The sequence below is a fragment of the Nocardioides hungaricus genome (genome assembly GCF_054782915.1).
In genome coordinates this window covers 99,481-122,298 of sequence record NZ_BAAGRO010000009.1, presented here as the reverse complement: position 1 = coordinate 122,298, position 22,818 = coordinate 99,481, and the positions used below count along the sequence as shown (strand labels likewise).

General features: G+C 74.1%; 19 protein-coding genes and 2 pseudogenes. 10 read left to right on the top strand and 11 right to left on the bottom strand.

From position 1 onward, the window contains the following. The first annotated feature begins 7 nt into the window (after nucleotides 1–7). Both ACYVKX_RS04335 and ACYVKX_RS04330 read left to right on the top strand, forming a co-directional pair. Nucleotides 8–406, top strand: a complete 399-nt coding sequence (locus ACYVKX_RS04335) for a hypothetical protein (RefSeq protein WP_460829368.1) — start codon at nucleotides 8–10, stop codon at nucleotides 404–406. 33 nt (nucleotides 407–439) lie between these two features. Further along, the gene (locus tag ACYVKX_RS04330; protein WP_460829367.1) at nucleotides 440–1,390 is read left to right on the top strand and encodes a hypothetical protein; all 951 of its coding nucleotides are present in this window, start codon (nucleotides 440–442) and stop codon (nucleotides 1,388–1,390) included. Here the strand turns inward: ACYVKX_RS04330 and ispG are convergent. The 3 genes from ispG to ACYVKX_RS04315 are packed head-to-tail and all read right to left on the bottom strand — an operon-like array spanning nucleotide 1,377 to nucleotide 5,015. Beyond that, complete coding sequence (ispG, locus tag ACYVKX_RS04325) at nucleotides 1,377–2,528, bottom strand: flavodoxin-dependent (E)-4-hydroxy-3-methylbut-2-enyl-diphosphate synthase (protein ID WP_460829366.1); 1,152 nt, start codon at nucleotides 2,526–2,528, stop codon at nucleotides 1,377–1,379. The two genes, ACYVKX_RS04330 and ispG, sit on opposite strands and share 14 nt — an antisense overlap. A gap of 9 nt (nucleotides 2,529–2,537) precedes the next feature. After that, nucleotides 2,538–3,911 carry a M50 family metallopeptidase gene (locus ACYVKX_RS04320; protein ID WP_460829365.1) on the bottom strand — a complete coding sequence of 458 codons (1,374 nt, stop codon included), beginning with the start codon at nucleotides 3,909–3,911 and terminating at the stop codon, nucleotides 2,538–2,540. A gap of 3 nt (nucleotides 3,912–3,914) precedes the next feature. Next, on the bottom strand, nucleotides 3,915–5,015 hold the full coding sequence (locus ACYVKX_RS04315) for a 1-deoxy-D-xylulose-5-phosphate reductoisomerase (RefSeq protein WP_460829364.1): 1,101 nt from the start codon (nucleotides 5,013–5,015) through the stop codon (nucleotides 3,915–3,917). Nucleotides 5,016–5,037: 22 nt separating this feature from the next. On the opposite strand from ACYVKX_RS04315, the gene gabT reads away from it, so the two are divergent. Together gabT and ACYVKX_RS04305 are read left to right on the top strand one after the other, a co-directional pair. Beyond that, a complete protein-coding gene (gabT, locus tag ACYVKX_RS04310) occupies nucleotides 5,038–6,357 on the top strand; it encodes a 4-aminobutyrate--2-oxoglutarate transaminase (RefSeq protein ID WP_460829363.1) in 1,320 nt (439 codons plus the stop codon). A gap of 65 nt (nucleotides 6,358–6,422) precedes the next feature. After that, nucleotides 6,423–6,806 (top strand): annotated as a pseudogene (locus tag ACYVKX_RS04305) (polysaccharide deacetylase family protein); the annotation flags it as partial. Nucleotides 6,807–6,971: 165 nt separating this feature from the next. Here the strand turns inward: ACYVKX_RS04305 and ACYVKX_RS04300 are convergent. Together ACYVKX_RS04300 and ACYVKX_RS04295 are read right to left on the bottom strand one after the other, a co-directional pair. Further along, nucleotides 6,972–8,498, bottom strand: a pseudogene (locus ACYVKX_RS04300) (sensor histidine kinase); the annotation flags it as partial. Between the two features lie 241 nt (nucleotides 8,499–8,739). Beyond that, entirely contained in the window at nucleotides 8,740–9,438 is a 699-nt protein-coding gene (locus ACYVKX_RS04295; RefSeq protein ID WP_460829362.1) for a response regulator, read from the bottom strand. 294 nt (nucleotides 9,439–9,732) lie between these two features. On the opposite strand from ACYVKX_RS04295, the gene ACYVKX_RS04290 reads away from it, so the two are divergent. The 4 genes from ACYVKX_RS04290 (at nucleotide 9,733) to ACYVKX_RS04275 (ending at nucleotide 13,815) form a co-directional block, all read left to right on the top strand. Beyond that, on the top strand, nucleotides 9,733–10,647 hold the full coding sequence (locus ACYVKX_RS04290) for a hypothetical protein (RefSeq protein WP_460829360.1): 915 nt from the start codon (nucleotides 9,733–9,735) through the stop codon (nucleotides 10,645–10,647). 119 nt (nucleotides 10,648–10,766) lie between these two features. Further along, nucleotides 10,767–11,660 (top strand): universal stress protein, encoded by an 894-nt coding sequence (locus ACYVKX_RS04285; protein ID WP_460829453.1) that lies wholly within the window; start codon nucleotides 10,767–10,769, stop codon nucleotides 11,658–11,660. Then, nucleotides 11,657–12,829 carry a hypothetical protein gene (locus tag ACYVKX_RS04280; protein WP_460829359.1) on the top strand — a complete coding sequence of 391 codons (1,173 nt, stop codon included), beginning with the start codon at nucleotides 11,657–11,659 and terminating at the stop codon, nucleotides 12,827–12,829. The genes ACYVKX_RS04285 and ACYVKX_RS04280 overlap by 4 nt, the downstream gene beginning before the upstream one ends. A 242-nt stretch (nucleotides 12,830–13,071) precedes the next feature. Beyond that, nucleotides 13,072–13,815: a response regulator transcription factor gene (locus tag ACYVKX_RS04275; RefSeq protein ID WP_460829358.1), complete on the top strand. Its 744-nt coding sequence runs from the start codon at nucleotides 13,072–13,074 to the stop codon at nucleotides 13,813–13,815. Between the two features lie 131 nt (nucleotides 13,816–13,946). On the opposite strand, the gene ACYVKX_RS04270 is transcribed toward ACYVKX_RS04275, so the two are convergent. Genes ACYVKX_RS04270 through ACYVKX_RS04250 form a run of 5 tightly spaced genes read right to left on the bottom strand, consistent with a single transcriptional unit; the run spans nucleotide 13,947 to nucleotide 19,789 of the window. Next, nucleotides 13,947–16,922: a bifunctional [glutamine synthetase] adenylyltransferase/[glutamine synthetase]-adenylyl-L-tyrosine phosphorylase gene (locus ACYVKX_RS04270; protein ID WP_460829357.1), complete on the bottom strand. Its 2,976-nt coding sequence runs from the start codon at nucleotides 16,920–16,922 to the stop codon at nucleotides 13,947–13,949. Further along, nucleotides 16,919–17,638 (bottom strand): type 1 glutamine amidotransferase, encoded by a 720-nt coding sequence (locus ACYVKX_RS04265; RefSeq protein ID WP_460829356.1) that lies wholly within the window; start codon nucleotides 17,636–17,638, stop codon nucleotides 16,919–16,921. Before ACYVKX_RS04265 ends, ACYVKX_RS04270 begins: the two co-directional genes overlap by 4 nt. After that, nucleotides 17,635–17,985: a hypothetical protein gene (locus tag ACYVKX_RS04260; RefSeq protein WP_460829355.1), complete on the bottom strand. Its 351-nt coding sequence runs from the start codon at nucleotides 17,983–17,985 to the stop codon at nucleotides 17,635–17,637. Before ACYVKX_RS04260 ends, ACYVKX_RS04265 begins: the two co-directional genes overlap by 4 nt. Nucleotides 17,986–17,998: 13 nt before the next feature. Then, on the bottom strand, nucleotides 17,999–19,303 hold the full coding sequence (locus ACYVKX_RS04255; RefSeq protein ID WP_460829452.1) for a glutamine synthetase family protein: 1,305 nt from the start codon (nucleotides 19,301–19,303) through the stop codon (nucleotides 17,999–18,001). Between the two features lie 54 nt (nucleotides 19,304–19,357). Further along, a complete protein-coding gene (locus ACYVKX_RS04250) occupies nucleotides 19,358–19,789 on the bottom strand; it encodes a hypothetical protein (protein WP_460829354.1) in 432 nt (143 codons plus the stop codon). A 100-nt stretch (nucleotides 19,790–19,889) separates the two neighbouring features. Here ACYVKX_RS04250 and ACYVKX_RS04245 point away from each other — a divergent pair, with 100 nt between their 5' ends. Both ACYVKX_RS04245 and ACYVKX_RS04240 read left to right on the top strand, forming a co-directional pair. After that, entirely contained in the window at nucleotides 19,890–20,576 is a 687-nt protein-coding gene (locus tag ACYVKX_RS04245; RefSeq protein WP_460829353.1) for a response regulator transcription factor, read from the top strand. A gap of 4 nt (nucleotides 20,577–20,580) precedes the next feature. Then, entirely contained in the window at nucleotides 20,581–21,903 is a 1,323-nt protein-coding gene (locus tag ACYVKX_RS04240; protein WP_460829352.1) for a sensor histidine kinase, read from the top strand. Nucleotides 21,904–21,923: 20 nt separating this feature from the next. On the opposite strand, the gene ACYVKX_RS04235 is transcribed toward ACYVKX_RS04240, so the two are convergent. Beyond that, nucleotides 21,924–22,742 carry a hypothetical protein gene (locus ACYVKX_RS04235; protein WP_460829350.1) on the bottom strand — a complete coding sequence of 273 codons (819 nt, stop codon included), beginning with the start codon at nucleotides 22,740–22,742 and terminating at the stop codon, nucleotides 21,924–21,926. Nucleotides 22,743–22,818 lie beyond the last annotated feature (76 nt).

The window sequence follows — 22,818 nt, the reverse complement described above, 5'->3', positions numbered from 1 at the left end:
TGGAGCCATGCGGTGGCTCGGGACTTTGCTCGCGGTCGTTCTCACGTCCATCGCGGTGCCCGCCGTCGCCGTCGGGGACACCGCCGCGGACTGCCGTCAGCAGTGGGTCGACCTCGACCAGCTCCACGGCGAGAACGGCAACCCGAGGGGACCGGTGCGCGCGCTCACCGGACGCTGGACGGCAACCGACGACCGCGCCGAGGAGTACGCCGAGAGCGCGACCGCCGAGGACTGCGGGCCGACCATCGAGGCGTTCTTCGGTGTCGCGGAGGTCGACCTCCGGGACAAGGCGGCGGTCCGGGCGTTCCTCCGCGACGCCCGCACGATCAAGCGCGGCAGCCGCCACGTGCAGCGGATGCGCCCCGCCTACCGGGTCATCGGCGACGCCGAACTCGACGAGGAGTGACAACCTTCTGCGGCCGCTCGGTGTCTGACAGGTATGAGGACACGACTCGGGATCTTGGCCGCGCTGGCGACGCTCTGCGGAGCACTGGCCGCGCCGGCACCGGCCGCTCCGACACCGGCCGCCGCTCCCACGATCGAGATCAAGCCCACTCAGCTCCCCCGCGGCGAGAACAGCCGGGTGCCGTGGCTGGTCGGCGACCGGGTCATCGTCGACGGGGACACCCGGATCGAGCTGGCCGACCCGGGCTACCTGCTCGGGAGGTCCGGTACGGCGTACCTCGTGGTCTCTACGGGCCGCCTGCTCCGAGTGCGGGCCGACGGCACCACGCGACGGATCGCCCGGCTCAGCGTCGCGGACGGTCCCGTGCTGAGCGGGGACGGCGACCGCGTCGTCGTCAACCGCACGGTGCGCCGCCACAGCCGGATCCGCGTCCTCGACGCCCGCACCGGGCGCCAGATCGTCTCCCGCGACTTCCCGCGCTACACCGGGGTGCTGGACGTCGACGGCGGCCGGGCGGTGCTGTTCAGCATGGCGCCCGCCCGCACGCTGTGGTGGAACTTCGTCGCCGACACGACCCGGCCGATCCTCAGGCGCGGAGCCGGCGCCGCGGACATCGGCGCCGACCGGCTCTCGACCTTCACCGGCGACCCCTACCAGGGCGGCTGCACGGTGGTCAGCTCGCTGCGCCGGCCGCGGCAGGTGCTGTGGCGCTCGTGCGAGGATCGCCCGATCGCGTTCTCCCCGAACGGCCGGCGCATGGTGACGACCGACATCCTCTCCGACGGCCTCGGTCCCGGCGAGGTGACGGCGCGCACGACGAAGGGCGGCAAGCGGCTGGCGGCGTACCGCACCTACTGGTTCGGCGCGATCGCCTGGGAGACCGACCGCGCCCTCCTGATGGACGCGAACACCAGGAGGCGTGCGGCCACCGTGCGCTGCGTGGTCGCGGAGTGCGAGCGGGCCTCGGCCGTCAGGAGACCGTGACGGAGGCGCCCGAGCCCTCGACGGACTCCATGCCCTCGGCGATCCGCATGGCCTCCTCGATCAGGGTCTCGACGATCTGCGACTCGGGCACGGTCTTGATGACCTCGCCCCTGACGAAGATCTGACCCTTGCCGTTGCCGGAGGCGACGCCGAGGTCGGCCTCGCGGGCTTCGCCCGGGCCGTTGACGACGCAGCCCATGACGGCCACGCGCAGCGGCACCTCGAGTCCGTCGAGGCCGGCGGTCACCTGGTCGGCGAGCGTGTAGACGTCGACTTGGGCACGGCCGCAGGAGGGGCAGGAGACGATCTCGAGCCGGCGCGGGCGCAGGTTCAGCGACTCCAGGATCTGGAGGCCGACCTTGACCTCCTCGACCGGCGGCGCGGACAGCGAGACCCGGATGGTGTCGCCGATGCCCTGCGAGAGCAGCGCGCCGAACGCGGTCGCGGACTTGATGGTGCCCTGGAACGCCGGGCCGGCCTCGGTCACGCCGAGGTGCAGCGGCCAGTCGCCGCGCTCGGCGAGCAGTTCGTAGGCGCGCACCATCACGACCGGGTCGTTGTGCTTCACCGAGATCTTGAAGTCGTGGAAGTCGTGCTCCTCGAAGAGGCCGGCCTCCCACACGGCCGACTCGACGAGCGCCTCGGGCGTGGCCTTGCCGTGCTTCTCCAGCAGCCGCTTGTCGAGCGAGCCGGCGTTGACGCCGATCCGGATCGAGGTGCCGCGGTCCCTCGCGGCGGCCGCGATCTCCTTGACCTGGTCGTCGAACCGCCGGATGTTGCCGGGGTTCACGCGGACGGCGGCGCAGCCGGCGTCGATGGCGGCGAAGACGTACTTGGGCTGGAAGTGGATGTCGGCGATCACCGGGATCTGCGACTTCTGCGCGATCGCGGGCAGCGCCTCGGCGTCGTCCTGGCTCGGGCAGGCCACGCGGACGATGTCGCAGCCGGCCGCGGTGAGCTCGGCGATCTGCTGGAGGGTCGTGTTGACGTCGGCGGTCAGCGTCGTGGTCATCGACTGCACCGAGACCGGGGAGTCGCTGCCGACGCCGACCTTGCCCACCTTGATCTGGCGGGTCCGGCGGCGCGGCGCGAGCACCGGCGGCGGGGCCGCGGGCATGCCCAGGCTGATCTGCGTCATGACCCCAGCCTAGGCATCGATGTGGAGGGGTACGACGAGGTCCCCGACGATCAGCACCACGCCCATGACGAGCAGCACGCCGGCGACGCCGTAGGCGATCGGCAGCAGCTTGGCCACGTCGACGTAGCCGGGGTCGGGCCGGCCGCGCAGCCGAGCGAGCCCACGGCGTACCGCCTCCCAGAGCGCACCCGCGATGTGGCCGCCGTCCAGCGGCAGCAGCGGGATGAAGTTGAAGAGCCCGATGAACAGGTTGAAGCTCGCGATGAGCAGCATCAGGAAGACGGCCTTCTCCTGCACCGGGAACGACGCGGCCGAGACAGTCTCGCCCGCCAGCCGGCCGCCGCCGACGATGCTCACCGGGCTGTCCGGCTTGCGCTCCTCGACCCCGACGATCGCCTCGGCCACGCCCCAGACCTTGACCGGCAGGGTGCCGAGCGCCCGGACCGTGTCGACGGTCATCGTGCCCATCCGGTCGATCGTGTAGATCGGTCCGCCGGTGGTCACCTGGGTGTACGTCGTGGGCGTGACGCCGAGGAAGCCGACCTGGCGCAGGGTCTGGTCGGTGGAGGACTCCGGCCGCGCCTCGACCGTCGTGCTGGTGGTGCCGGACAGCTGCCGGCCGTCGCGCTCGTAGCCGATGACGGCCTTGCCGGCGTCGTTGCCGCGGATCAGCATGCGCAACTGGTCCCAGGAGGCGATCGGGGTGCCGTTGAAGCTGGTGATGACGTCGCCCGGCTCGAGGCCGGCCTCGGCAGCGGGGCTGATCGGATCGCTGTCGCGGCAGACGGTCCGGTCGTCGACGTACGGGATCACGCACTGCGAGACCTCCGCGATCACCGGCTGGCCGGCCTCCGGCTCGGCGGTGCGCTCGCCGTAGGTGGCGAAGATGCCCCAGAAGAGGAAGAACGCGATCAGCACGTTCACCGTGGGCCCGCCGGCCATCACGACGACCTTCTTCCACCACGCCAGCTTGTAGAAGAGGCGGTCGGAGTCCTCGGGCCCGATCGTCTCCCACTCGGCCGCGCGGGCGTCGGAGATGAGCTGGGTGAAGAGCCCGGTGTTGGACTTGCGGACCTTGACGACCTGGTTGCCGTCGGCGTCGACCTCCACCTCGTCGCCGGCTTCGGACAGAGCATCGGCGGCTCCCGGCGGGAGCATCCCGACGATCTTGACGTAGCCGCCGAGCGGGATCGCCTTGACGCCGTACTCCGTCTCGCCGCGCCGCGTGCTCCACACGGTCGGGCCGAAGCCGATGAAGTACTGGGTGACCTTCCCGCCGAACCTCTTCGCGGGGATCATGTGGCCGAGCTCGTGCAGGCCGATCGAGGCCAGGATGGCGACCACGAAGATCACCACGCCGAGCACGTAGAACACAGTGGTCACGGACTATCCCTCGATCAGCTGGCGGGCCGTCGCTCGGGCCCAGGCGTCGGCGGCGAGGACGTCCTCGACCGCCACCTCAGAGGGTACGTCGTGGCGGCTGAGAACGTCCTGAACCACGGGAACGATCCCGTTGAAGTCGAGCCGGCCGGCGCGGAACGCCTCGACGCACTCCTCGTTCGCGGCGTTGTAGACCGCCGGAGCGGTGCCGCCGCGCTCCCCCGCGGTCCGTGCGAGCGCGACCGCCGGGAACGCCTCGTCGTCGAGCGGGAGGAACTCCCACGTCTCCGGCCGCGTCCAGTCGACCGGCGGCGCGGTGTCGGGCACCCGCTCGGGCCAGGCCAGGCCGAGCGCGATCGGGATCAGCATCGTCGGCGGGCTGGCCTGCACCAGCGTCGAGCCGTCGACGAACTCCACCATCGAGTGCACGACGCTGGTCGGGTGCACCACGACCTCGATCCGGTCGAACGGGATGCCGAAGAGCAGGTGCGCCTCGATCACCTCCAGGCCCTTGTTGACCAGGGTCGCGGAGTTGATGGTGACGACCGGGCCCATGTCCCACGTCGGGTGCGCGAGCGCCTCCTCGACCGTCACGCCGGCGAGCTCCGCGCGGGTCCGGCCGCGGAACGGGCCGCCGCTCGCGGTGAGCACCAGCCGGCGTACCTCCTCCGGCGACCCTCCCCGCAGGCACTGCGCGAGCGCGCTGTGCTCGGAGTCGACCGGCACGATCTGGCTCGGCCCACCGTGACGCCGCGCGCGCTCCAGCACCAGCGGGCCGCCCATGATCAGCGACTCCTTGTTGGCGAGCGCGAGCGTGTTGCCGGCGTCGAGCGCGGCCAGCGTCGGGCGCAGGCCGACCGCGCCGGTGATGCCGTTGAGGACGACGTCGCACGGCCGCCCGGCAGCCTCGACCGAGGCGTCCTCGCCCAGGCCGGCGTACGCCGGAGCGAACTCCTCGACCTGGGCGGCGAACAGCTCCGGGCTCGAGCCGCCGGCGGTCAGCCCGACCACGCGGAACCGGTCCGGGTTGGCCCGCACGATGTCGAGGGCCTGGGTGCCGATGGAGCCGGTGCTGCCGAGGATGACGACGTCTCTCACGCCGGCCATCCTCCCGCACTACGCTCGGGCCATGGGCATCGCGCAGGAACGCCGTCTGGTCACCGCCGTCCCCGGTCCCGGCTCGCTCGAGCGGCTGGACCGCAAGAAGGCGTACGTCGCCGACGGGGTCGGCACGACCCTGCCGGTCTTCATCGTGGCGGCGGGCGGCGGCATCCTCGTCGACGTCGACGGCAACCAGCTCATCGACCTCGGCTCCGGCATCGCGGTGACGACGGTCGGCAACTCCGCGCCCGCGGTGGTGCGCAACGTGCACGCCCAGGTCGACGCGTTCACGCACACCTGCTTCATGGTGACGCCGTACGACGGCTACGTGGACGTGTGCGCCGCGCTGGCCGACCTCACCCCCGGCGACCACGCCAAGAAGAGCGCGCTGTTCAACTCCGGCGCCGAGGCGGTCGAGAACGCGGTCAAGATCGCCCGCGTCGCGACCGGCCGCGACGCGGTCGGCGTCTTCGACCACGCCTACCACGGACGCACCAACCTGACGATGGCAATGACCGCGAAGGCGATGCCGTACAAGTTCGGCTTCGGGCCGTTCGCCGGCGAGGTCTACCGGGCGCCGATGTCCTACCCGCTGCGCGACGGGCTGTCCGGCGCGCAGGCCGCGGCCCGCGCCATCGACGTGCTCGACAAGCAGGTCGGCGCGGCCAACCTCGCGTGCCTGGTGATCGAGCCGATCCAGGGCGAGGGCGGCTTCGTCGTGCCGGCACCGGGCTTCCTGCCCGCGCTCGCCGCGTGGGCGAGGGAGAACGGCGTCATGTTCGTCGCCGACGAGATCCAGTCCGGCTTCTGCCGCACCGGCGACTGGTTCGCCTGCGACGACGAGGGCGTCGTCCCCGACCTGGTCACCACCGCCAAGGGCATCGCCGGCGGCCTGCCGCTCGCCGCGGTCACCGGCCGCGCCGAGCTGATGGACTCCGTCCACGTCGGCGGCCTCGGCGGGACCTACGGCGGCAACCCGATCGCGTGCGCCGCGGCGCTCGGCGCGATCGAGGAGATGCGGGAGCGACGCCTCACCGTGCGCGCCCGCCACATCGGCGACCGGATGCGCACCCGCCTCGAGGCGCTCGCGGCCGACCACGACGTGATCGCCGACATCCGCGGCCGCGGCGCGATGATGGCGATCGAGCTGTGCCGGCCCGGTACGACGGAGCCGGACCCGGTCCGCGCGGCGGCCGTGTCGGCGTACTGCCACCGCAACGGCGTGGTCACCCTCACCTGCGGCACCTGGGGCAACGTGTTCCGCTTCCTCCCGCCACTGTCGATCGGGGACGCGCTGCTCGACGAGGCGTTCGACGTGGTCGCGGAGGGGTTCGCCGCCACGGCGTGAGGCACAGTCCGATCCCTGACAACCGCGCCTGACAACCGCGTGGCGTCCTCGCGCGTCGGATCGTTGTGAGGGTGCATCTCCAGCTCGCGGCGCTGCTCGCCGCGGTCCTGCTGCCGGCCGCGGCTACGGCGGCGCCACCTCCGGCGCCCTGCTCCCGGGGGCTGGTGGCGCTCACCTTCGACGACGGTCCGCTGGCGACCGTGACGCCGCGGCTGGTCCGGCTCCTGAAGCGACTGGAGGTGCCGGCGACGTTCTTCATGGTCGGCGGCCGGGCCGCCGCGGACCCCGAGCTGGTGCGCCTGGTGGACCGGGCCGGCTTCCCGATCGGCAACCACACCTGGGCGCACACCGACCTCACCTCGCAGAAGCCCGCGCAGGCGCGCCGCGCGCTCCTCGCGACCCGCCGCGCGCTCCGCGACGCCGGCGTGGCGCCGACCGACCTGGCCCGGCCGCCGTACGGCGCGGTCGACGACGCGGTGCGCCGGCTGATCGGATCGACGGGCCTGGTGCCGGTGCTCTGGACGATCGACTCGCGCGACTGGACCGGGCTCTCCCCGCGCGAGATCGAGCAGCGCATCGTGAGCGCGGTGCGACCCCGCGCGACCAACGTCGTGCTCGGAGGTCACCGTGCACCGGCCACCGCGTCGCTCGGCCCGGTCGCGCATGTTCGCGAGGCCGCTCTCGGCGCGACCGGCCGCCAGCCCCTTCCCGTCGTCGACCACCAGGAGCCGGACGCCGTCCGACGCGTCCAGCTCCACGAGGCCGGAGGTCGCGCGGGCGTGACGAGCGGCGTTCGAGAGCGCCTCGCTCAACACGGCGAGTACGTCGGGCGCCAGGTCCGGATCGATGGTGGATCGCACCGGGCCGCGGAACCGGAGCGCGGGGCGGAACTTCAAGGTGCTGGTCGCCCGCTCGACGACCTGGGTGACCGCGAACTGGATGTCGGTGTCGTTCTCGGTCGAGCCGAGGTCGAAGATCGTGCGCCGGATGTCCCGGATGGTGCCGTCCAGCTCGTCGATCGCCGCCTGGAGCCGGGCCGACGTCTCGGGGCGCTCGGCCTGCACGGCGAGGCCCTGCAGGCTCAGCCCGACCGCGAAGAGCCGCTGGATCACGAGGTCGTGCAGGTCCCGCCCGATCCGCTCGTGGTCCTCGACGAGGACCAGTCGCTGCTGGTCCCGGCGCGCCTGACCGACCTCGAGCGCCAGGGCCGCCTGCTCGGCGAACCGCATCGGCAGGTCCGGGTCGACCGCTCCGGATGCCGCCGAGCGCTCTCGCAGCCAGGCGAGGGCGAGCACGCCGGTGACCCCGGTCGAGGTGCGCAGCGGCACCAGGACGGCCGGCCCCAGCGCCGGCCATCCCAACGGCTCGGACAGGTCCAGCGCACGGGGATCCGCGGCGAGGTCCTCGACCGTCGCGGGGAGCCCGCTGCCGATCACCTGGCTGGCCAGCGACCGGCGGAGGTCGAGGCCGGCCAGGTCCTCGGCGCTGGCCGGCCTGCCCGACACGGCGCGGACGGACAGGCGGTCGGGGCCGGTCCCCACGACCACCCAGGCGGCGTCGGCCCCGGCCAGGTCGCGGGCGCGGTCGGCCACGACCTGGAGCAGCTCGTCGCCCACCGCGGGCGCGAGCAGTCGCGTCGTCACCTCCGCCGTGGCGGCCAGCCACCGCACCTGCCGGGCGGCCTCCTCGTGGAGACGCGCGTTCTCGATGGCGACGCCGGCCGCGGCGGCCAGCGCCATGACGATGCGCTCGTCCTCGTCGGTGAAGGCACCGTCGCCGCTCTTCTCGGTCAGGTAGAGATTGCCGAACACCTTGTCCCTGATCCGCACGGGGACGCCGAGGAACGAGCGCATCGGCGGATGGTTCGCCGGGAAGCCGTGCGAGGAGGGGTGCGCCGCGATGTCGGCCAGGCGCACGGCCTCGGGACAGTCGATGAGGTGGCCGAGCAGGCCGAGGCCCCGGGGCAGCTCGCCGATCCGCTCGACCTCGTCGGGTGAGAGGCCGTGGGTCACGAACGTCTGCAGACGACGGTCGGCTCCGTCGCTGATCACGCCGACGGCGGCGTACCTCGCCTCGACGAGATCCGCCGCGATCTCCACGATGCGCGCGAGCAGCTCGTCCAGCGACAGGTCCGCCGCCATGCCGACGACCGCATCGAGGAGCAGCTGCCACCGGGACCGGTCGTCCAGGGCGCCGTGCACGCGGGCGATCACCTCACGCAGAAGGTCGTCGAACCCCGCTCGTCCCAGGTCCTCCGAGGGCCCGGCCGCATCCACGCCCACGCTCCCTCCTCAGGCCATCTCCTCAGGCCATGAACCGCGTGGCCGAGCCTAGTCCCGCCACCAGCGGCCCGCGAGGGCCGCGCCCTTCCCCAACACGTACTCAGCCCGCGAGCCACCTCTCGCTCTGCTGCCGGGTCGCGATGATCGCGGCCTGCGTGCGGCTCTCGACGCCGAGCTTCGCGAGCAGCGCGGAGACGTGGTTCTTCACGGTCTTCTCCGCGAGGCAGAGGCGGGTCCCGATCTGCCGGTTGGTCAGGCCCTCGCCGATGAGGTCCAGCACCTGGTGCTCCTTGGGCGTCAGCTGGTCGGTCACCGGATCGCGGGGCGGTCCGTTCCGCAGCCGCTCGAGGACGTGCGCCGTCACGGCCGGGTCCAGCATCGACTGCCCCGCCGCGACGCGGCGCACGGTCTCGACGAAGTCCGCTCCCCTGACCTGCTTGAGGAGGTAGCCGGCCGCACCGGCCATGATCGCCGCGAACAGCGCGTCGTCGTCGTCGTACGACGTGAGGATCAGGGCGGCGATCCCCGGGTTCGCCGAGCGGACCACCCGGCAGACCTCGATGCCCGAGCCGTCGGGGAGCCGGCCGTCGAGGATGGCGACGTCGGGCCGCAGCGAGAGGATGCACCGGGCGGCCTCCGCGGCGAGGCCCGACTCCCCGACGACCTCGATGTCGCCGGAGCTGTGGAGCAGGTCGCGGATGCCGCGACGGGTGAGCTCGTGGTCGTCGAGCAGGTAGACCCGGATCGGCCCGTGCCGGACCGGCACCTGCCCCTCGACCTGCGTGACGGGCTCCGTCATGGACCCACGGTACGGCCGGCGGCTCGTCCCGGTCTCGGTCGATCGGCCCCCGGCCCCGGGACCTTGGTCCCTGTCTTCGACCGGCCGCCGCAGCGATGCTGATCGGAGGGCCGCCGCGGTCGCGGAGTCCCGTAGGGGGTCGGCGATGCTGGTGCGAGACGTGACGACACACGATCCGGCCGCCGCGACCCGACGCGCACCGGTCGAGAAAGCGCCGGCGGTCCGCGCCGATCACGGGCGCGGGCGCCTTCTCGTCGCGGGCGCCTCCGACCCGCTCCACGGGAGCGTCGGCACGTGAGCGGGGGGCTGCCGACCGCGCCCGACCCACCCTCCGTGCAGGTCGTCGACTTCGCCCGTCGTGCGCCGAGCCTCCGCAACACGCAGCCGTGGCGATGGCGCGCGAGCGACGACCAGGTGGAGCTGCACGCCGACCGCCGGCGCCAGCTGCCGGTCGCCGATCCGTCCGGTCGCGGTCTGGTGATCAGCTGCGGCGCGGCGCTCGGGCACGCCCGGATCGCGGCCGCCGCGCTCGGCTGGCCCGCCGAGGTCGGTCCCGGCGATCCACGCAGCCAGGACCATCTGGCGACGCTTCGGCTCCGCCCCGGACCGGCGACCCCCGCAGACGATGAGGCGTTCCGCCTCCTGCAGCGTCGCCGCACCGACCGGCGGCGATTCACCTCCTGGCCGGTCCCGGCCGAGCGACTCGAACGGCTCGCGCTCGCGGCGAGCGCATCCGGGGTGAGCGTCGTACCGGTCACGACGGACGTCGACCGGCTGCGGCTCGAGCTGATCGCCCGGCAGGCGAGCCACCTCGAGCGGACGACGCCCGGCTACCTCGAGGAGCGGCGGGGCCCTTGGCCGTCCGGGCCCGACCCCGCCGAGGCGGACTCGTCTGCCGACGACATCCGGTCGACCGACGGGGCGCTCGTGCTGTGCTCGACCGACGACGGACCGGAGTCGTGGCTGTCGACCGGGGAGACCCTCTGCCGGTTGTGGATGCGGGCCATGCAGGAGGGGCTCTCCCTCGTTCCCCTGAACCAGCCCGTCCAGGTGGACCAGACCCGGGCGGCACTCGGCGCGCTCGTCGGTGGGGACAGCCTCCCTCAGCTCGTCGTCCGGATCGGCTGGCAGGAGATCGCGCGCAGTCCGCTGCCACCGACGCCGCGGCGCTCGCTCGCCGACGTGCTCGACGAGGCGCCCGGCGACTGAGGCGGCCCTCGGACGAAGGTCTCCGAACGGGGTGACGTCCGGCCCTGCTGCGCGACCGCGGCCGGTGGGAGCCTGGCGGCGACGGAGCCCCCCGGTCACCTCGAGAGGTCGTGACGACCATGACGATCGCGCCGCACGGCGCCCCGGCCCGGGAGGGTCGGATCGACCCAGCAGCGTCTGCCGGAGTGCACGACCGGCGCCCGATCGTCGTCGCCGTCCCGGACGACGACGACGCGGCGCTCCTGCGCTTCGCCGCGCGGGAGGCCAGGCTCCACGGATGCCCCGTCCACCTGGTGCACGTCCGACAGCACGATGACGGCGAGGACGTCGATCCGGTGCTCGCGGACGCGGTCGCGCGCACGGAGCTCCTCGCCGGCCCCGGCGTCCCCGTCACGGGTGCCGTCGTCACCGGTGCCCCGGTCGCGGCGGTGCTCGATGCGAGCGACGACGCCCTGGGCGTCGTCGTCCGCCAGCGCGACACCCTGCACCTGATGCGGGCCATCGGCGAGGACGGCCGGCCCGGCGGAGATCCCGTCGTCGTCTGCGTCCCCTCGGCCTGGTCGGAGCCGCCCGAGGACGACGACCGGCCGGTCCTGGTCGGTGTCGGCGACCTCGATGCCTCCGGGGACCTGATCGTCCGGGCACTCGGGATCGCCCACGACCACCGGACCGCCCTGCGCGTGCTGCACGCCTGGCGCTTCCCCCGGCGGTACGACGCCCTGATCGACGCCCGGATCGGCGGACGGTGGAGCGAGGATGTCCGGGCGACCCTCACCCGGGCCGTGGCCCGATGCCGAGCCGGCACCCGCGGCGACGTCCCGGTCGAGATCCTCGTCGAGCACGGCGTCCCCGCCGATCTCCTGGTCGACGCCGCCCGGCGCGCCCAGCTCGTCGTGCTCGAGCGCAACCGCGCCGGCGCGGGGCCCGAGCATGTCGGCCGCACCAGCCGTACGGCGCTCCACGAGTGCCCGTGCCCCGTGGTGCTCCTGCCGCCCGGCCGCGCGGGGCCGTGACCAGAGCGCCGCGACTCGGCGTACTGATCGCCCTTCTCCTGGCGACCGCCCTGCTGCTGCCGTCCGCGCCCTCCGCTCCGCGGGCCGAGCCGCCGGGCCGCGGCCTGCGCCTGTCCGCCTGCGTCGCGCTGGGCCCGATCGAGACCGTGGCCGACCTCAACCGGTTCGTGCGGCGCTCCCCGGGTGTGCCCGCGCTCCGCGGTGCCGACGTCGGGATCGACGTGCTCCTCGGCGACGGCCGCCGGCTGTGGCTCTTCGCCGACACGCTCCAGTCCGACTCGGCCGGGACCCGGTTCGTTCGCAACTCGGCCCTGGTGGTCGACGGCGGGTGCGCGCGGGCGGTCTCCGGCCCCGGGCGCGACGCCGTCATCCCCGATCGCGCCGACGGCGTGGGGTACTGGCCGATGTCCGCCTTCGCCGTCGACCGTCCCGGGCGGACGACGGTCGTCGTCCTCGCGCAACGCGTTCGCACCGTCGGGACGGGGCCGTTCGACTTCGAGACCCTCGGCGCCTCCGTCGCCGTGTTCGGCGTCCCCGACGGCGAGGCCCCACGCCTGCGGCGGCTCGCGGACATCGGCCCCGACGTCGCCGACCCCGCATCTCCGACGTGGGGCGCGGCGGTCGCCCGCGAGCGACGGTGGGTCTACCTCTACGGGACGTCGACCCGGCCGATCGCCGGGGTGCACGGCTTCGCCCTCCAGGTCGCCCGCAGCCGCCGCAGCCACCTCGCCGACCCGGGGCGCTGGAGGTACTGGGACGGCGCCGGCTGGAGCACCGACCCGTCCCGGGCCGCACGCCTGATCCCCGAGCGAGGTGGGGTCTCCCAGACGCTCAGCGTCTTCCAGCAGGGCGGACGCTGGTGGGCGGTGAGCAAGCAGGACGAGTTCCTCGGCACGACGCTCGCAGCCTGGCCGGCGCCGGAGCCGTGGGGCCCGTTCCGGGCACCGACGGCACTGCTGGACATCCCGTGCGACCCGAGCACCGGCGAGCTCAGGTACCTCGCCCTGGCGCACCCGGACCTACTGCCGCGGCGGGGCACGGTCGTCGTCTCGTGGAGCCGCAACAACCTCGATCCCGGCCAGGTGTGCGACGACCCCAGCCGGTACCGCCCGATCTTCCGCCGCGTGCGCCTCCCCGCCCCCGGGCAGCCGGGGATGCGCGCGCCGTGACGCGACGGGCACTCGGCCGGGTCGCTCATCGAGCTCGACGCGTCGTACGACGCCGTCGTCTGCGCCCTGCGGGCCGTGCCGATCCCCCGGCCCGCAGGGCTCTCGCCGAGATGCGCCGGGCGCTCGGCCCCGGCGGACGGGCTCCTCGTCGACCGCGTCGGCAGCACCTGGCTCCGGCGTACGCCGCGCGGCGGCTCGTCGAGCGGGGCAGAGCCAGGCGCGAGAAGTGGCATCATCGCTCCATGGAGAGCATGGGGCCCGGCTCCGAGCCCGAACGGCGTGCCCTCGTCGTGGAGGACGACGCGGAGATCCGCGCGCTGATCGAGTTCACCCTGCAGACGCAGGGCTTCCGGGTCACCGCCGTCGACTCCGGCCTCGCCGGCGTGGAGGCCGTCCGCGAGCTCGACCCCGACCTGGTCACCCTCGACCTCGGGCTGCCGGGCATCGACGGCATCGAGGCGTGTCGCCGGATCCGTGAGATCAGCGACGCGTACGTCGTGATGATCACCGCCCGCGACGACGAGGTCGACCGGCTGCTCGGCCTCGAGACCGGCGCCGACGACTTCATCTCCAAGCCGTTCAGCGCCCGCGAGCTCAAGGCCCGGGTGAACGCCATGTTCCGCCGGCCGCGCACCGGCGCGCCCGCGGCGGCCGGCGGCGCCAGCCGCGCCGATGACCACGAGATCCTCGAGCACGGCGTGCTCCGGGTCGACGTCGAGGGGCGCCGCGCGTTCCGCGACGGCACCGAGCTGGAGCTGACCCGCACCGAGTTCGACCTGCTGTCGGAGCTGATGCGCACGCCGGCACGGGTGTGGAGCCGGGAGGCGCTGCTGCGCACGGTGTGGGGCACCGAGTGGGCGTCCGACACCCACCTGGTCGAGGTGCACATCGGCAACCTGCGCCGCAAGCTCGGCGAGGGGAGCGACGGGGTGCGGTTCATCCACACCGTGCGCGGCGTGGGCTACCGGATGGAGCTGGTCGAGTAGGTCGGCGGCGCGGGGCGTGCCGGTGGCGGGATCCCCGGCTGACCGGGGATCCCCGACGTTGTCAGCCGTTGCAACCCCTGACAACGTCAGGAGGAGCCTGACAAGCCCGCCCCGGCCGGCCGCCTCCCGGCTCACTCCCAGAAGACCCGGTCGACGACGGCGCGGGCCAGGCGGGTGTAGCGCAGCTGGTCGTTGACCATCGCGTCCGAGGAGCCGGGCGGGTAGCCCAGCACCGCGGCCACGGCGGCCCGCTCGCGGACATCGCGGGGCAGCTCGTCGCCCGGCCTGCCGCGCACCAGGGTCACCGCGTTGCGCACGCGGCTGACCCGACGCCAGGCCTGCTGGAGCACGGCGGCGTCGTCCTCGTCGATCAGCTCCGCGTCGCGGGCGGCGGCGAGCGCGTCGAGGGTCCGCGGCGTGCGCAGGGCCGGTACGGCGCCGGCATGGCGCATTTGCAACAGCTGCACGGTCCACTCGATGTCGGCCAGGCCGCCGCGGCCGAGCTTGAGGTGGGTGTGCGGGTCGGCGCCGCGCGGCAGCCGCTCCTCGTCGACCCGCGCCTTGATCCGGCGCACCTCGAGGGCGTCGTCGGCGGAGATGCCCGACGGCGGGTAGCGCAGCGGGTCGACCAGCTCGGTGAACCGCCGGCGCACCTCCGCGTCGCCGACGGCCGCGTCGGCCCGCAGCAGCGCCTGCGCCTCCCAGACCTTCGACCACTTGGCGTAGTAGGCCGCGTAGGCGTCGAGCGTGCGCACGAGCGGCCCCTGCCTGCCCTCGGGCCGCAGGTCGGCGTCGACCTCGAGCGCCGGGTCGGGCCCGGGGAGCGCGAGCAGCCGGCGCAGCTCGTTCGCGACGCCCTGGGCGTACGACGCCGCCGCCTGCGCGTCCGCGCCGGGCTCGGGATCGTGCACGAACATCACGTCGGCGTCGCTGCCGTAGGACAGCTCGAACCCGCCGTACCGCCCCATCGCGACGATCGCCATCCGGGTCGGCGCCTCGTCCAGCCCCTTCTGCGCGCGCACCGCCCGGCCCGCGACCGCCAGCGTCGCCTCCAGGGTCGCGTCGGTGAGCCGCGACAGCGCCGCGCCGACCTCGGCGACGTCGGTCAGGCCGAGCAGGTCGCCGGCGGCGATGCGCAGCAGCTCGCGCCGGCGTACGCCGCGGATGGCGAGCGCCGCGTCCTCGGCCTGCTCGTGCCGGCCGGACGACGCGAGCATCTCCTCGCCCAGCGACTCGGCCGCGAGCGGCCTCAGGTCGCCCCCCAGCATCCGCACGCCCTGCGGCTCCCGCTCGAGCAGGTCGGTGGCGTAGCGGGAGGTCGCGAGCAGCCGGGCCAGCCGCTCGGCGACCTCGCCCTCGTCGCGCAGTGTGGAGAGGTACCAGGGGGTCGCGCGGAGCGACTCGCTGATCCGGCGGAAGCCCCACAGCCCGGCGTCCGGGTCGGGCGCCTCGGCGAACCAGCCGAGCATCGCCGGCAGCAGGGTGCGCTGGATCTGCGCGGTCCGGGTGACGCCGGTGGTGAGCGCCTCGAGGTGCCGCAGCGCGCCCTGCGGGTCGAGGAAGCCGAGCGCGGCCAGCCGCCGCTCCGCGGCCTCGGGCGAGAGCCGCGCCTCGTCGCCGGGGATCTTCGCGACCGCGGCGAGCAGCGGGCGGTAGAAGAGCTTCTCGTGCAGCCGGCGCACCTCGCGGCGGTGGTGCTGCCAGGTCTTGTCGAGCAGGCCGACTGGGTCCTTGAGGAAGCCGAGCCCGCGGCCCAGCCGGCGCAGCGACGCCTCGTCGTCGGGTACGACGTGCAGCCGGCGCATCCGGTGGAGCTGGATGCGGTGCTCCAGCGTGCGCAGGAAGGCGTAGGCCTCGTGCAGCGCGACGCCGTCCTCGCGGCCGACGTACCCGCCCGCGGTGAGCTCGGCCAGCGCGCTCAGCGTCGCGGGCGCGCGGACCCGCTCGTCGGCGCGGCCGTGCACGAGCTGGAGGAGCTGGACGGCGAACTCGACGTCGCGCAGCCCGCCCTCGCCGAGCTTGAGCTGCCGCTCGGCCTCCTTGGCCGGGATGTGGTCGATCACCCGGCGGCGCATCGCCTGGGTGTCCTCGACGAACCCCTCGCGCTCGGCCGCGGACCACACCATCGGGCGGGTCATCTCGACGAACTCGCGCGCCAGGGCCAGGTCGCCCGCGACCGCCCGGGCCTTGAGCAGCGCCTGGAACTCCCACGTCTTGGCCCAGCGCTCGTAGTAGCCGCGGTGGCTGGCGATCGTGCGCACCAGCGGCCCCGCCTTGCCCTCGGGGCGCAGCGCGGCGTCGACCGGCCAGATGGTGCCCTCGCCGGTGTGGTCGGAGCAGACCCGCATCAGGTGGCCGGCCAGCTGGGTGGCGACGCGGAGGGCGTCGTTCTCCTCGGCGCCGTCGGCCGGCGCGTGCACGAAGATCACGTCGACGTCGGAGACGTAGTTGAGCTCGTGGCCGCCGCACTTGCCCATCGCGACCACGCCCAGCCGGGCCAGCCGGGCATCCTCGCCGACGCGCTGCCGGGCGACCGCGAGGGCGGCGTCGAGCGTGCCGGCCGCCAGGTCGGAGAGCTCGGCAGCCGCGTCGTCCACGCCGAGGTGGTGGGCCAGGTCGCGGGCCGCGAGCCGCAGCAGCACCCGGCGGTACTCCACCCGCAGCGCGTCGACCGCCCGCTCGTCGGGCAGCGTCGCCGTCGGCGCCGGGTCGCGCGGGTCCGCGCCCACCGCCCCCAGGAGGCCGGCGCGGACCGCCCAGGCCGCGGGCCGGGTCGAGCCGAGCCGGGAGTCGGTGAGCTCGCGCCAGTGGTCGGGGTGGCGGCGCAGGTGGTCGGCGAGCGCCTCGCTGGCGCCGAGCACGCTGAGCAGCCGCATCGCGGTGCCTTCGTCCTCGACCAGCGCCCCGACCAGCTCGCGGGGATCGTCGACCGCGTCGAGCAGCCGGGTCAGCCCGGCGACCGCCTCGTCTGGGTCGGCGGTGCGGGCGACCAGCGCGAGCAGCGGGTCGGCCGCGTCGCCGAGCCGATCGAGCGCGGCCAGCGCGGCGTCCGGGTCGAGGAAACCCAGGCGCAGCAGGCTCCCCTTGCCGGTCGGCGCCCGCGTCATCGCGCGGCGTACTCCTCCACCAGCCGGGCGAACCCGGTCGCGAGCGGCCGCCACGCCTCGTCCAGCTCCGCGCGGGCGGTGTCGACGTCGCGGAGCAGCCCGTCGGTGTCGATGCCGCGGGTCTGGTGCGACCCGCGGTCCTCCTCGGCCCACGGCCGGAGGACGGCCGCGTCCACCTCCGGGTGGAGCTGGACCCCCCACATCCGCGGCCCGAACCGCGCCGCCTGCACCTCGCCGCGCTCGGTCTCCGCGAGGAGTACGGCGCCGGCCGGGAGCTCGACCACCACGTCGTCGTTCCACTGCACGCCGCGGCGCGGCGTCGCGAGCGGCCCGAGCAGCGGGTCGTCCGGCGCGGCGGCGGTCCAGCCGATCCCGAGCAGCCCCACCTGCTGGCCGCGGTCGTTGGGGCGCACCGTGCCGCCGAGCGCGGCCGCGATCAGCTGGTGGCCCAGGCAGATGCCGAGCGTCGGCAGCCCGGCCGCGTGTGCCGCACGCAGCTGCTGCTTGACCGGCCCGATCCAGGCGTGCTTCTCGTCGTCGTTCGCGCCCATCGGCCCGCCGAGGACCACCAGCCCCTCGTAGCCGTCGAGCGCCGGCAGCGGCTCGCCGGCGTACGGCCGCGCGACCTCGAGCGCGCACCCGGCCTCCTCCAGCCAGCTGCCGAGCCACGCCGGCGGGCACTCCGCGTCGTGCTCGACCACGAGCACACGGGTCACCGCTCGGCCTCCCTGTTGAGGATCACGAACAGCAGGCCCAGCCCGGCGATCGCCATCACGACGCCGATCCAGACCTGCACGGCGGGTACGCCGAGCACGATCATCAGCACGCCGGTCGCGATCGCGCCGCGGCGGGCGCGTGCGTCGCGGGCGCGCAGCGCGTGCAGCGAGTAGCCGGCCACGGCGACCAGGACGACCGCGGCGACGGTCAGCGTCACGGCGTACCGCCCGCTGTCGTTGGTGGCCGCCCACGCCGCGACGAGCAGCAGGAGGGCCGCGCAGGCGATCGCGGCCCAGAGCAGCGACCTGATGCCGGCGACGCGGTCCTCGGTGATCGCCCGCTCCATCAGCGCACCGCCGTCACAGGACCGGGAGCATCCGGTCGCGCTCGAAGGCCGAGACCTGCCCGCGGTACTCCTCCCACTCCGCGCGCTTGTTGCGCAGGAAGAAGTCGAAGACCTGCTCGCCCAGCGTCTCGGCGAGCAGCTCGGAGCGCTCGGCCACGGCGATCGCCTCGGCCAGGCTGCGCGGCAGCGGCTCGATGCCGAGGCTCTTGCGCTCGCGCTCGGTGAGCGCCCAGACGTCGTCCTCGGCCTCGCGCGGGAGCTCGTAGTCCCCCTCGATGCCCTTGAGACCGGCGGCCAGCACGGCCGCGAACGCGAGGTAGGGGTTGCAGGCGGCGTCGATGGTGCGCAGCTCGATCCGCGTGGACTGGCCCTTGTTGGGCTTGTACATCGGCACCCGGATCATCGCGGAGCGGTTGTTGTGGCCCCAGCAGATGTAGGACGGCGCCTCGCCCCCGAACATCAGCCGCTTGTAGCTGTTGACCCACTGGTTGGTGACGACGCTGATCTCGCTGGCGTGGCGCAGTACGCCGGCGATGAACTGCCGGCCGACCTTGGAGAGCTGGTACTCCGCGCCGGCCTCGAAGAACGCGTTGCGGTCGCCCTCGAAGAGCGAGACGTGGGTGTGCATGCCCGAGCCCGGGTGGGCGGTGAACGGCTTGGGCATGAACGTCGCCCAGATGTCCTGGCCCAGCGCGACCTCGCGGATCACCGTGCGGAAGGTCATCACGTTGTCGGCGGTGGTCAGCGCGTCGGCGTACCGCAGGTCGATCTCCTGCTGGCCCGGGCCGCCCTCGTGGTGGCTGAACTCGACCGAGATGCCCATCGCCTCGAGCATCGTGATCGCCTCGCGGCGGAAGTCCGCGCCGTGCGACTGCGCGGTGTGGTCGAAGTAGCCGCTGCGGTCGACCGGCGCCGGCTCGGCGCCCGCGACCGGGGTGTCCTTGAAGAGGTAGAACTCGATCTCGGGGTGCGTGTAGAACGTGAGCCCCTGGTCGGCCGCCCGCGACAGCGTGCGCTTGAGGACGTGCCGCGGATCGGCGTACGACGCGGAGCCGTCCGGCATCAGGATGTCGCAGAACATCCGCGCCGTTGCGGGGCCCTCGCCCCGCCACGGCAGGATCTGGAACGTCGCCGGGTCGGGCATCGCGAGCATGTCGGCCTCGTAGACGCGCGCGAAGCCCTCGATCGCCGAGCCGTCGAAGCCGATGCCCTCCGAGAACGCGCCCTCGAGCTCGGCCGGCGCCACGGCGACCGACTTGAGGAACCCGAGCACGTCGGTGAACCACAGCCGGACGAACCGGACGTCACGCTCCTCCAGAGCCCTGAGAACGAAGTCCTCCTGCTTTCCCATGGGCCTGAGCCTAGTCGGCGGTCAGTCGTCGTCGGACAGGGTCTTGCGCTCGATGTCCGAGACGGTCGGCCGGCCCTGGTTGCAGTAGACGTCCACCTCGATCGAGCCGCCGGCCCGGGCGAAGACCGCGCCGACGTCGTCGTCGGGCCCCGGCTCGTAGCTGACCGTGCGCCAGCCGGGGTTGGCGCGGGTCGCGAGTCCGTAGGCGACCGCGCCGCGGCACTCGACCTCGAAGGTCCCGAAGTCGTCCTCGATCGTGCGGGTCGCCCGCGCGGCGCCGGGCAGCGGCTTCGCCGAGCCCCCGATGCTCTCGACCCGCTGGACCTCGTTGCCGAGGGGGCCGCGGTCCCGCACGCTGGCGCCGACCGAGGTCACCGCGAGCACGCCGGCGGTGACCGCGGCCGCGGCGGCCACCAGCCACGCCGCGACGTACCCGATCCAGCGCCTGCGCACCCGGCCATCCTGCCCCGCGCACCTCGTCGCGTCCCTAGCGGACGGTTAACGGCGCGCTAAGGAGGGCGGCGCTGTCGACCCGAGGGGCTAGGTTCTCGACGTGGCCCAGGTGCTGATCATCGAGGACGATCCGAGGATCCGGCCCTTGCTGATCCGGTCGCTCGGCGAGCGTGGCCACGCGGTCTCCTCGGCCGCCACCGGCATGCAGGGCCTGCAGCTGGCCATCGACCACCGGCCCGACCTGGTGATCCTCGACCTCGGGCTCCCCGACGTCGACGGCACCCAGGTGCTCTCGATGCTGCGCGCCGTCAGCGAGGTCCCGGTCATCGTGGCGAGCGCGCGCGACGACGACCCGTCCCTGGTCGGCTGCCTGGATGCCGGGGCCGACGACTACGTCGTCAAGCCGTTCACGACCGACCAACTGGAGGCCCGCATCCGCGCCGTGATGCGCCGCTCCGGCACGCCCCGGGCGGAGCGGCGCCCCGTGGTGGTCGGCGGGCTCGAGGTCGACGTGGCGGCGCGCCGCGTGACGCTGGGCGGTACGCCGCTCGACCTGACGCCCCGCGAGTTCGACCTCCTGCGCCATCTGGCCGAGCGGCCCGGCGAGGTGGTGACCAAGCGCGAGCTGCTGACCGAGGTCTGGCAGCAGCCGTGGGGCGGATCGGACAAGACCGTCGACGTCCACCTCTCCTGGCTGCGGCGCAAGCTCGGCGAGACCGCGGCCGAGCCGCGCTACCTGCACACCGTCCGCGGCGTCGGCGTCCGGCTGTCCGCGCCCGGGGAGTGACCGGATGCGCCGGAGCCTGATCCTCACCGTCGCGGCCGCGGTCGCGATGGTGCTGCTGGCGATGCTGGTGCCGATGGCCGTGCTGCTGAGGAGCTACGCGCTCGAGAACCGGCTCTCCCGGGCGGCGCTGGAGGTGCAGGCGACCGAGACCGTCGTCTCGGGAGCCGGCCCGGACCGGGGGTCGGTCGCGGCGTACCTCGAGCGGATCAACGACGGCGGCGTCGTCACGACCGTCCTCTATCCCCCGACCAGCCGGTTCCCGGAGGGCGAGGGCGTCGGCCCGTCGCCCGGCGAGGACGCCGACGTCGTCGAGGCCCGCCTCACCGGCCAGGCCAGCGTGCACGACGTCGCCGGCGGCTCGGAGATCCTGGTGCCGGTCTCGCTGGGCGGCAGCAGCGCCGCACCCGCGGACACCCCGGTGATCCGCGTCGAGGTGCGCGCCCCCGGGCTGGGCTCCGACATCGTGCGGAGCTGGCTGGTGCTGCTGGGCCTCGGCATCGCGCTGCTCCTCGGCGCGCTCGTGCTCGCCGACCGGCTGGGGCGCTCCTTCGTGCACCCGATCCGCCGGCTCGCGGAGTACGCCGCCGACCTCGGTGGGCGCACGCGCCCCGATCCGCTGCCCCCGGCCGGGCCGCCGGAGGTGCGCGAGCTGACGACCGCGATGAACCGGCTGGTCGAGCGGATCGAGAGCCTGCTCGAGCGCGAGCGCGCCTCCGTCGCGGACGTCTCGCACCGGCTGCGCACCCCGATGACCGCGCTGCGGCTGCGGGTGGACGGGGTGGCCGACCCCGGTGAGCGGGAGCGGCTCTCCGCCGACCTCGACGAACTCCAGGCGACCGTCGACCACGTCGTGCGCGAGGCCCGTCGGAGCGAGCGCGAGGGCGTCGTACCCCGCGCGAACGGGGTGGCGGTCGTGGCCGAGCGGGCCGGCTTCTGGGCGCCGCTGGCCGAGGATCTCGGCCGGCCCTTCGAGGTCGTGGTCGAGCCGTCCGGGCCGATCCCGGTCCGGACGTCCGAGGAGGACCTCCAGGCCGTGGTCGACGCGCTGCTCGACAACGTCTTCACCCACACGCCGGAGCTGGCGCCCGTGCGGATCACGCTGTCCGGCCGGCCCGGCGGGGGCCTGGTGCTGACGATCGACGACGGCGGCCCGGGCTTCCCCGACGGCGTCGACATCATCGGCCGCGGCGAGTCCGGCGCGGGGGGCACCGGCCTGGGCCTCGCCATCGTCGACAAGACCGCCACCGAGTCCGGTGGCGGCCTGTCGTGGGGTGCCTCCCCGCTGGGCGGCGGGCGGGTCGTCGTGGAGCTCGGCCCGCCCGCCTGAGCGGTCCCGCGCTGCGCGGGTCAGCGGGCGAACGTGAGGGTGCGGGTCACCGACCCGGCGCCGTCGGTGCGCGTGAGCGTCACCTTGAAGACGTCTCGCCCGGCGCTGTCGGGGCGGCGGACGCCGGCGAAGTCGACGTCGTACCGGCCGTCGTCGCGGACCGCCCGAGCGGTGCGGGTGGCGACCTTCCGGCCGTCGTGGCGGACGACCATCCGCCAGCTCGATCCGGCGGGCACGCCGTCGAGGTCGGCGTCGACCTCGTACCGGCCGTCCTCCTTGTCGGCCGAGATGTGGTAGCGGGCGCCGGCGACGCTGCCGGAGACCTGCCGCTCGGGGCCGTCGGCCTGCGCGGGTCCGGCGAGGACGACGGCGAGGGCGGCGGGGCCGGCGACGAGGGTCGCGGCGGTGGTCAGGGCGATGGTGCGCTTCATGGGTTCTTCCTCCAGTGTTTCGGGTGGGTGGTCAGCGGTCGAGCGAGACCGTGCAGGCCTCGCCGCTCTGGGGGTCGCGGTCACGGTGAACGACGTGCCGTCGCTCTCGTTGACGAGCACGTCCGCGTCGAGCTCGGCGTCCTCGTCGGTCTGCCGGTCGCCGGACAGCACGCTGCGGCCGTCCTGCTCGACGACGACGTTCCAGGTCTCACCGGGAGCAGCGGACTGGAGCTCGAAGGTCAGCTTGAGCCCGCCGTCGTCGTTGCGGACCGACAGGTCGTAGGCGGTGTTGCCACAGGTGCCGCGGGCCGTCTTCTCGCCGTTGCGGTCGCTGAGCAGCAGCCAGGCGCCGCCGGCGACCACCGCGACCACGACCACGGCCGCGGCCGCGATCAGTGCCTTCTTCATCGTCTTCTCCATCTCTCGTGTGGACGAGGAGGACGATGCCGCCGGTGTCGCTAAGGGCGCTCCAGCGCCTCGCTAA

Coding starts and splice junctions, on each gene's coding strand:
- ACYVKX_RS04235 (WP_460829350.1), bottom strand. CDS start 22,742: ATGAAGAAGGCACTGATCGCGGCCGCGGCCGTGGTCGTGGTCGCGGTG.
- ACYVKX_RS04315 (WP_460829364.1), bottom strand. CDS start 5,015: ATGGCCGGCGTGAGAGACGTCGTCATCCTCGGCAGCACCGGCTCCATC.
- ACYVKX_RS04335 (WP_460829368.1), top strand. CDS start 8: ATGCGGTGGCTCGGGACTTTGCTCGCGGTCGTTCTCACGTCCATCGCG.
- ACYVKX_RS04330 (WP_460829367.1), top strand. CDS start 440: ATGAGGACACGACTCGGGATCTTGGCCGCGCTGGCGACGCTCTGCGGA.
- ACYVKX_RS04270 (WP_460829357.1), bottom strand. CDS start 16,922: ATGACGCGGGCGCCGACCGGCAAGGGGAGCCTGCTGCGCCTGGGTTTC.
- ACYVKX_RS04275 (WP_460829358.1), top strand. CDS start 13,072: ATGGAGAGCATGGGGCCCGGCTCCGAGCCCGAACGGCGTGCCCTCGTC.
- ACYVKX_RS04285 (WP_460829453.1), top strand. CDS start 10,767: ATGACGATCGCGCCGCACGGCGCCCCGGCCCGGGAGGGTCGGATCGAC.
- ispG (WP_460829366.1), bottom strand. CDS start 2,528: ATGACGCAGATCAGCCTGGGCATGCCCGCGGCCCCGCCGCCGGTGCTC.
- gabT (WP_460829363.1), top strand. CDS start 5,038: ATGGGCATCGCGCAGGAACGCCGTCTGGTCACCGCCGTCCCCGGTCCC.
- ACYVKX_RS04240 (WP_460829352.1), top strand. CDS start 20,581: ATGCGCCGGAGCCTGATCCTCACCGTCGCGGCCGCGGTCGCGATGGTG.
- ACYVKX_RS04295 (WP_460829362.1), bottom strand. CDS start 9,438: ATGACGGAGCCCGTCACGCAGGTCGAGGGGCAGGTGCCGGTCCGGCAC.
- ACYVKX_RS04260 (WP_460829355.1), bottom strand. CDS start 17,985: ATGGAGCGGGCGATCACCGAGGACCGCGTCGCCGGCATCAGGTCGCTG.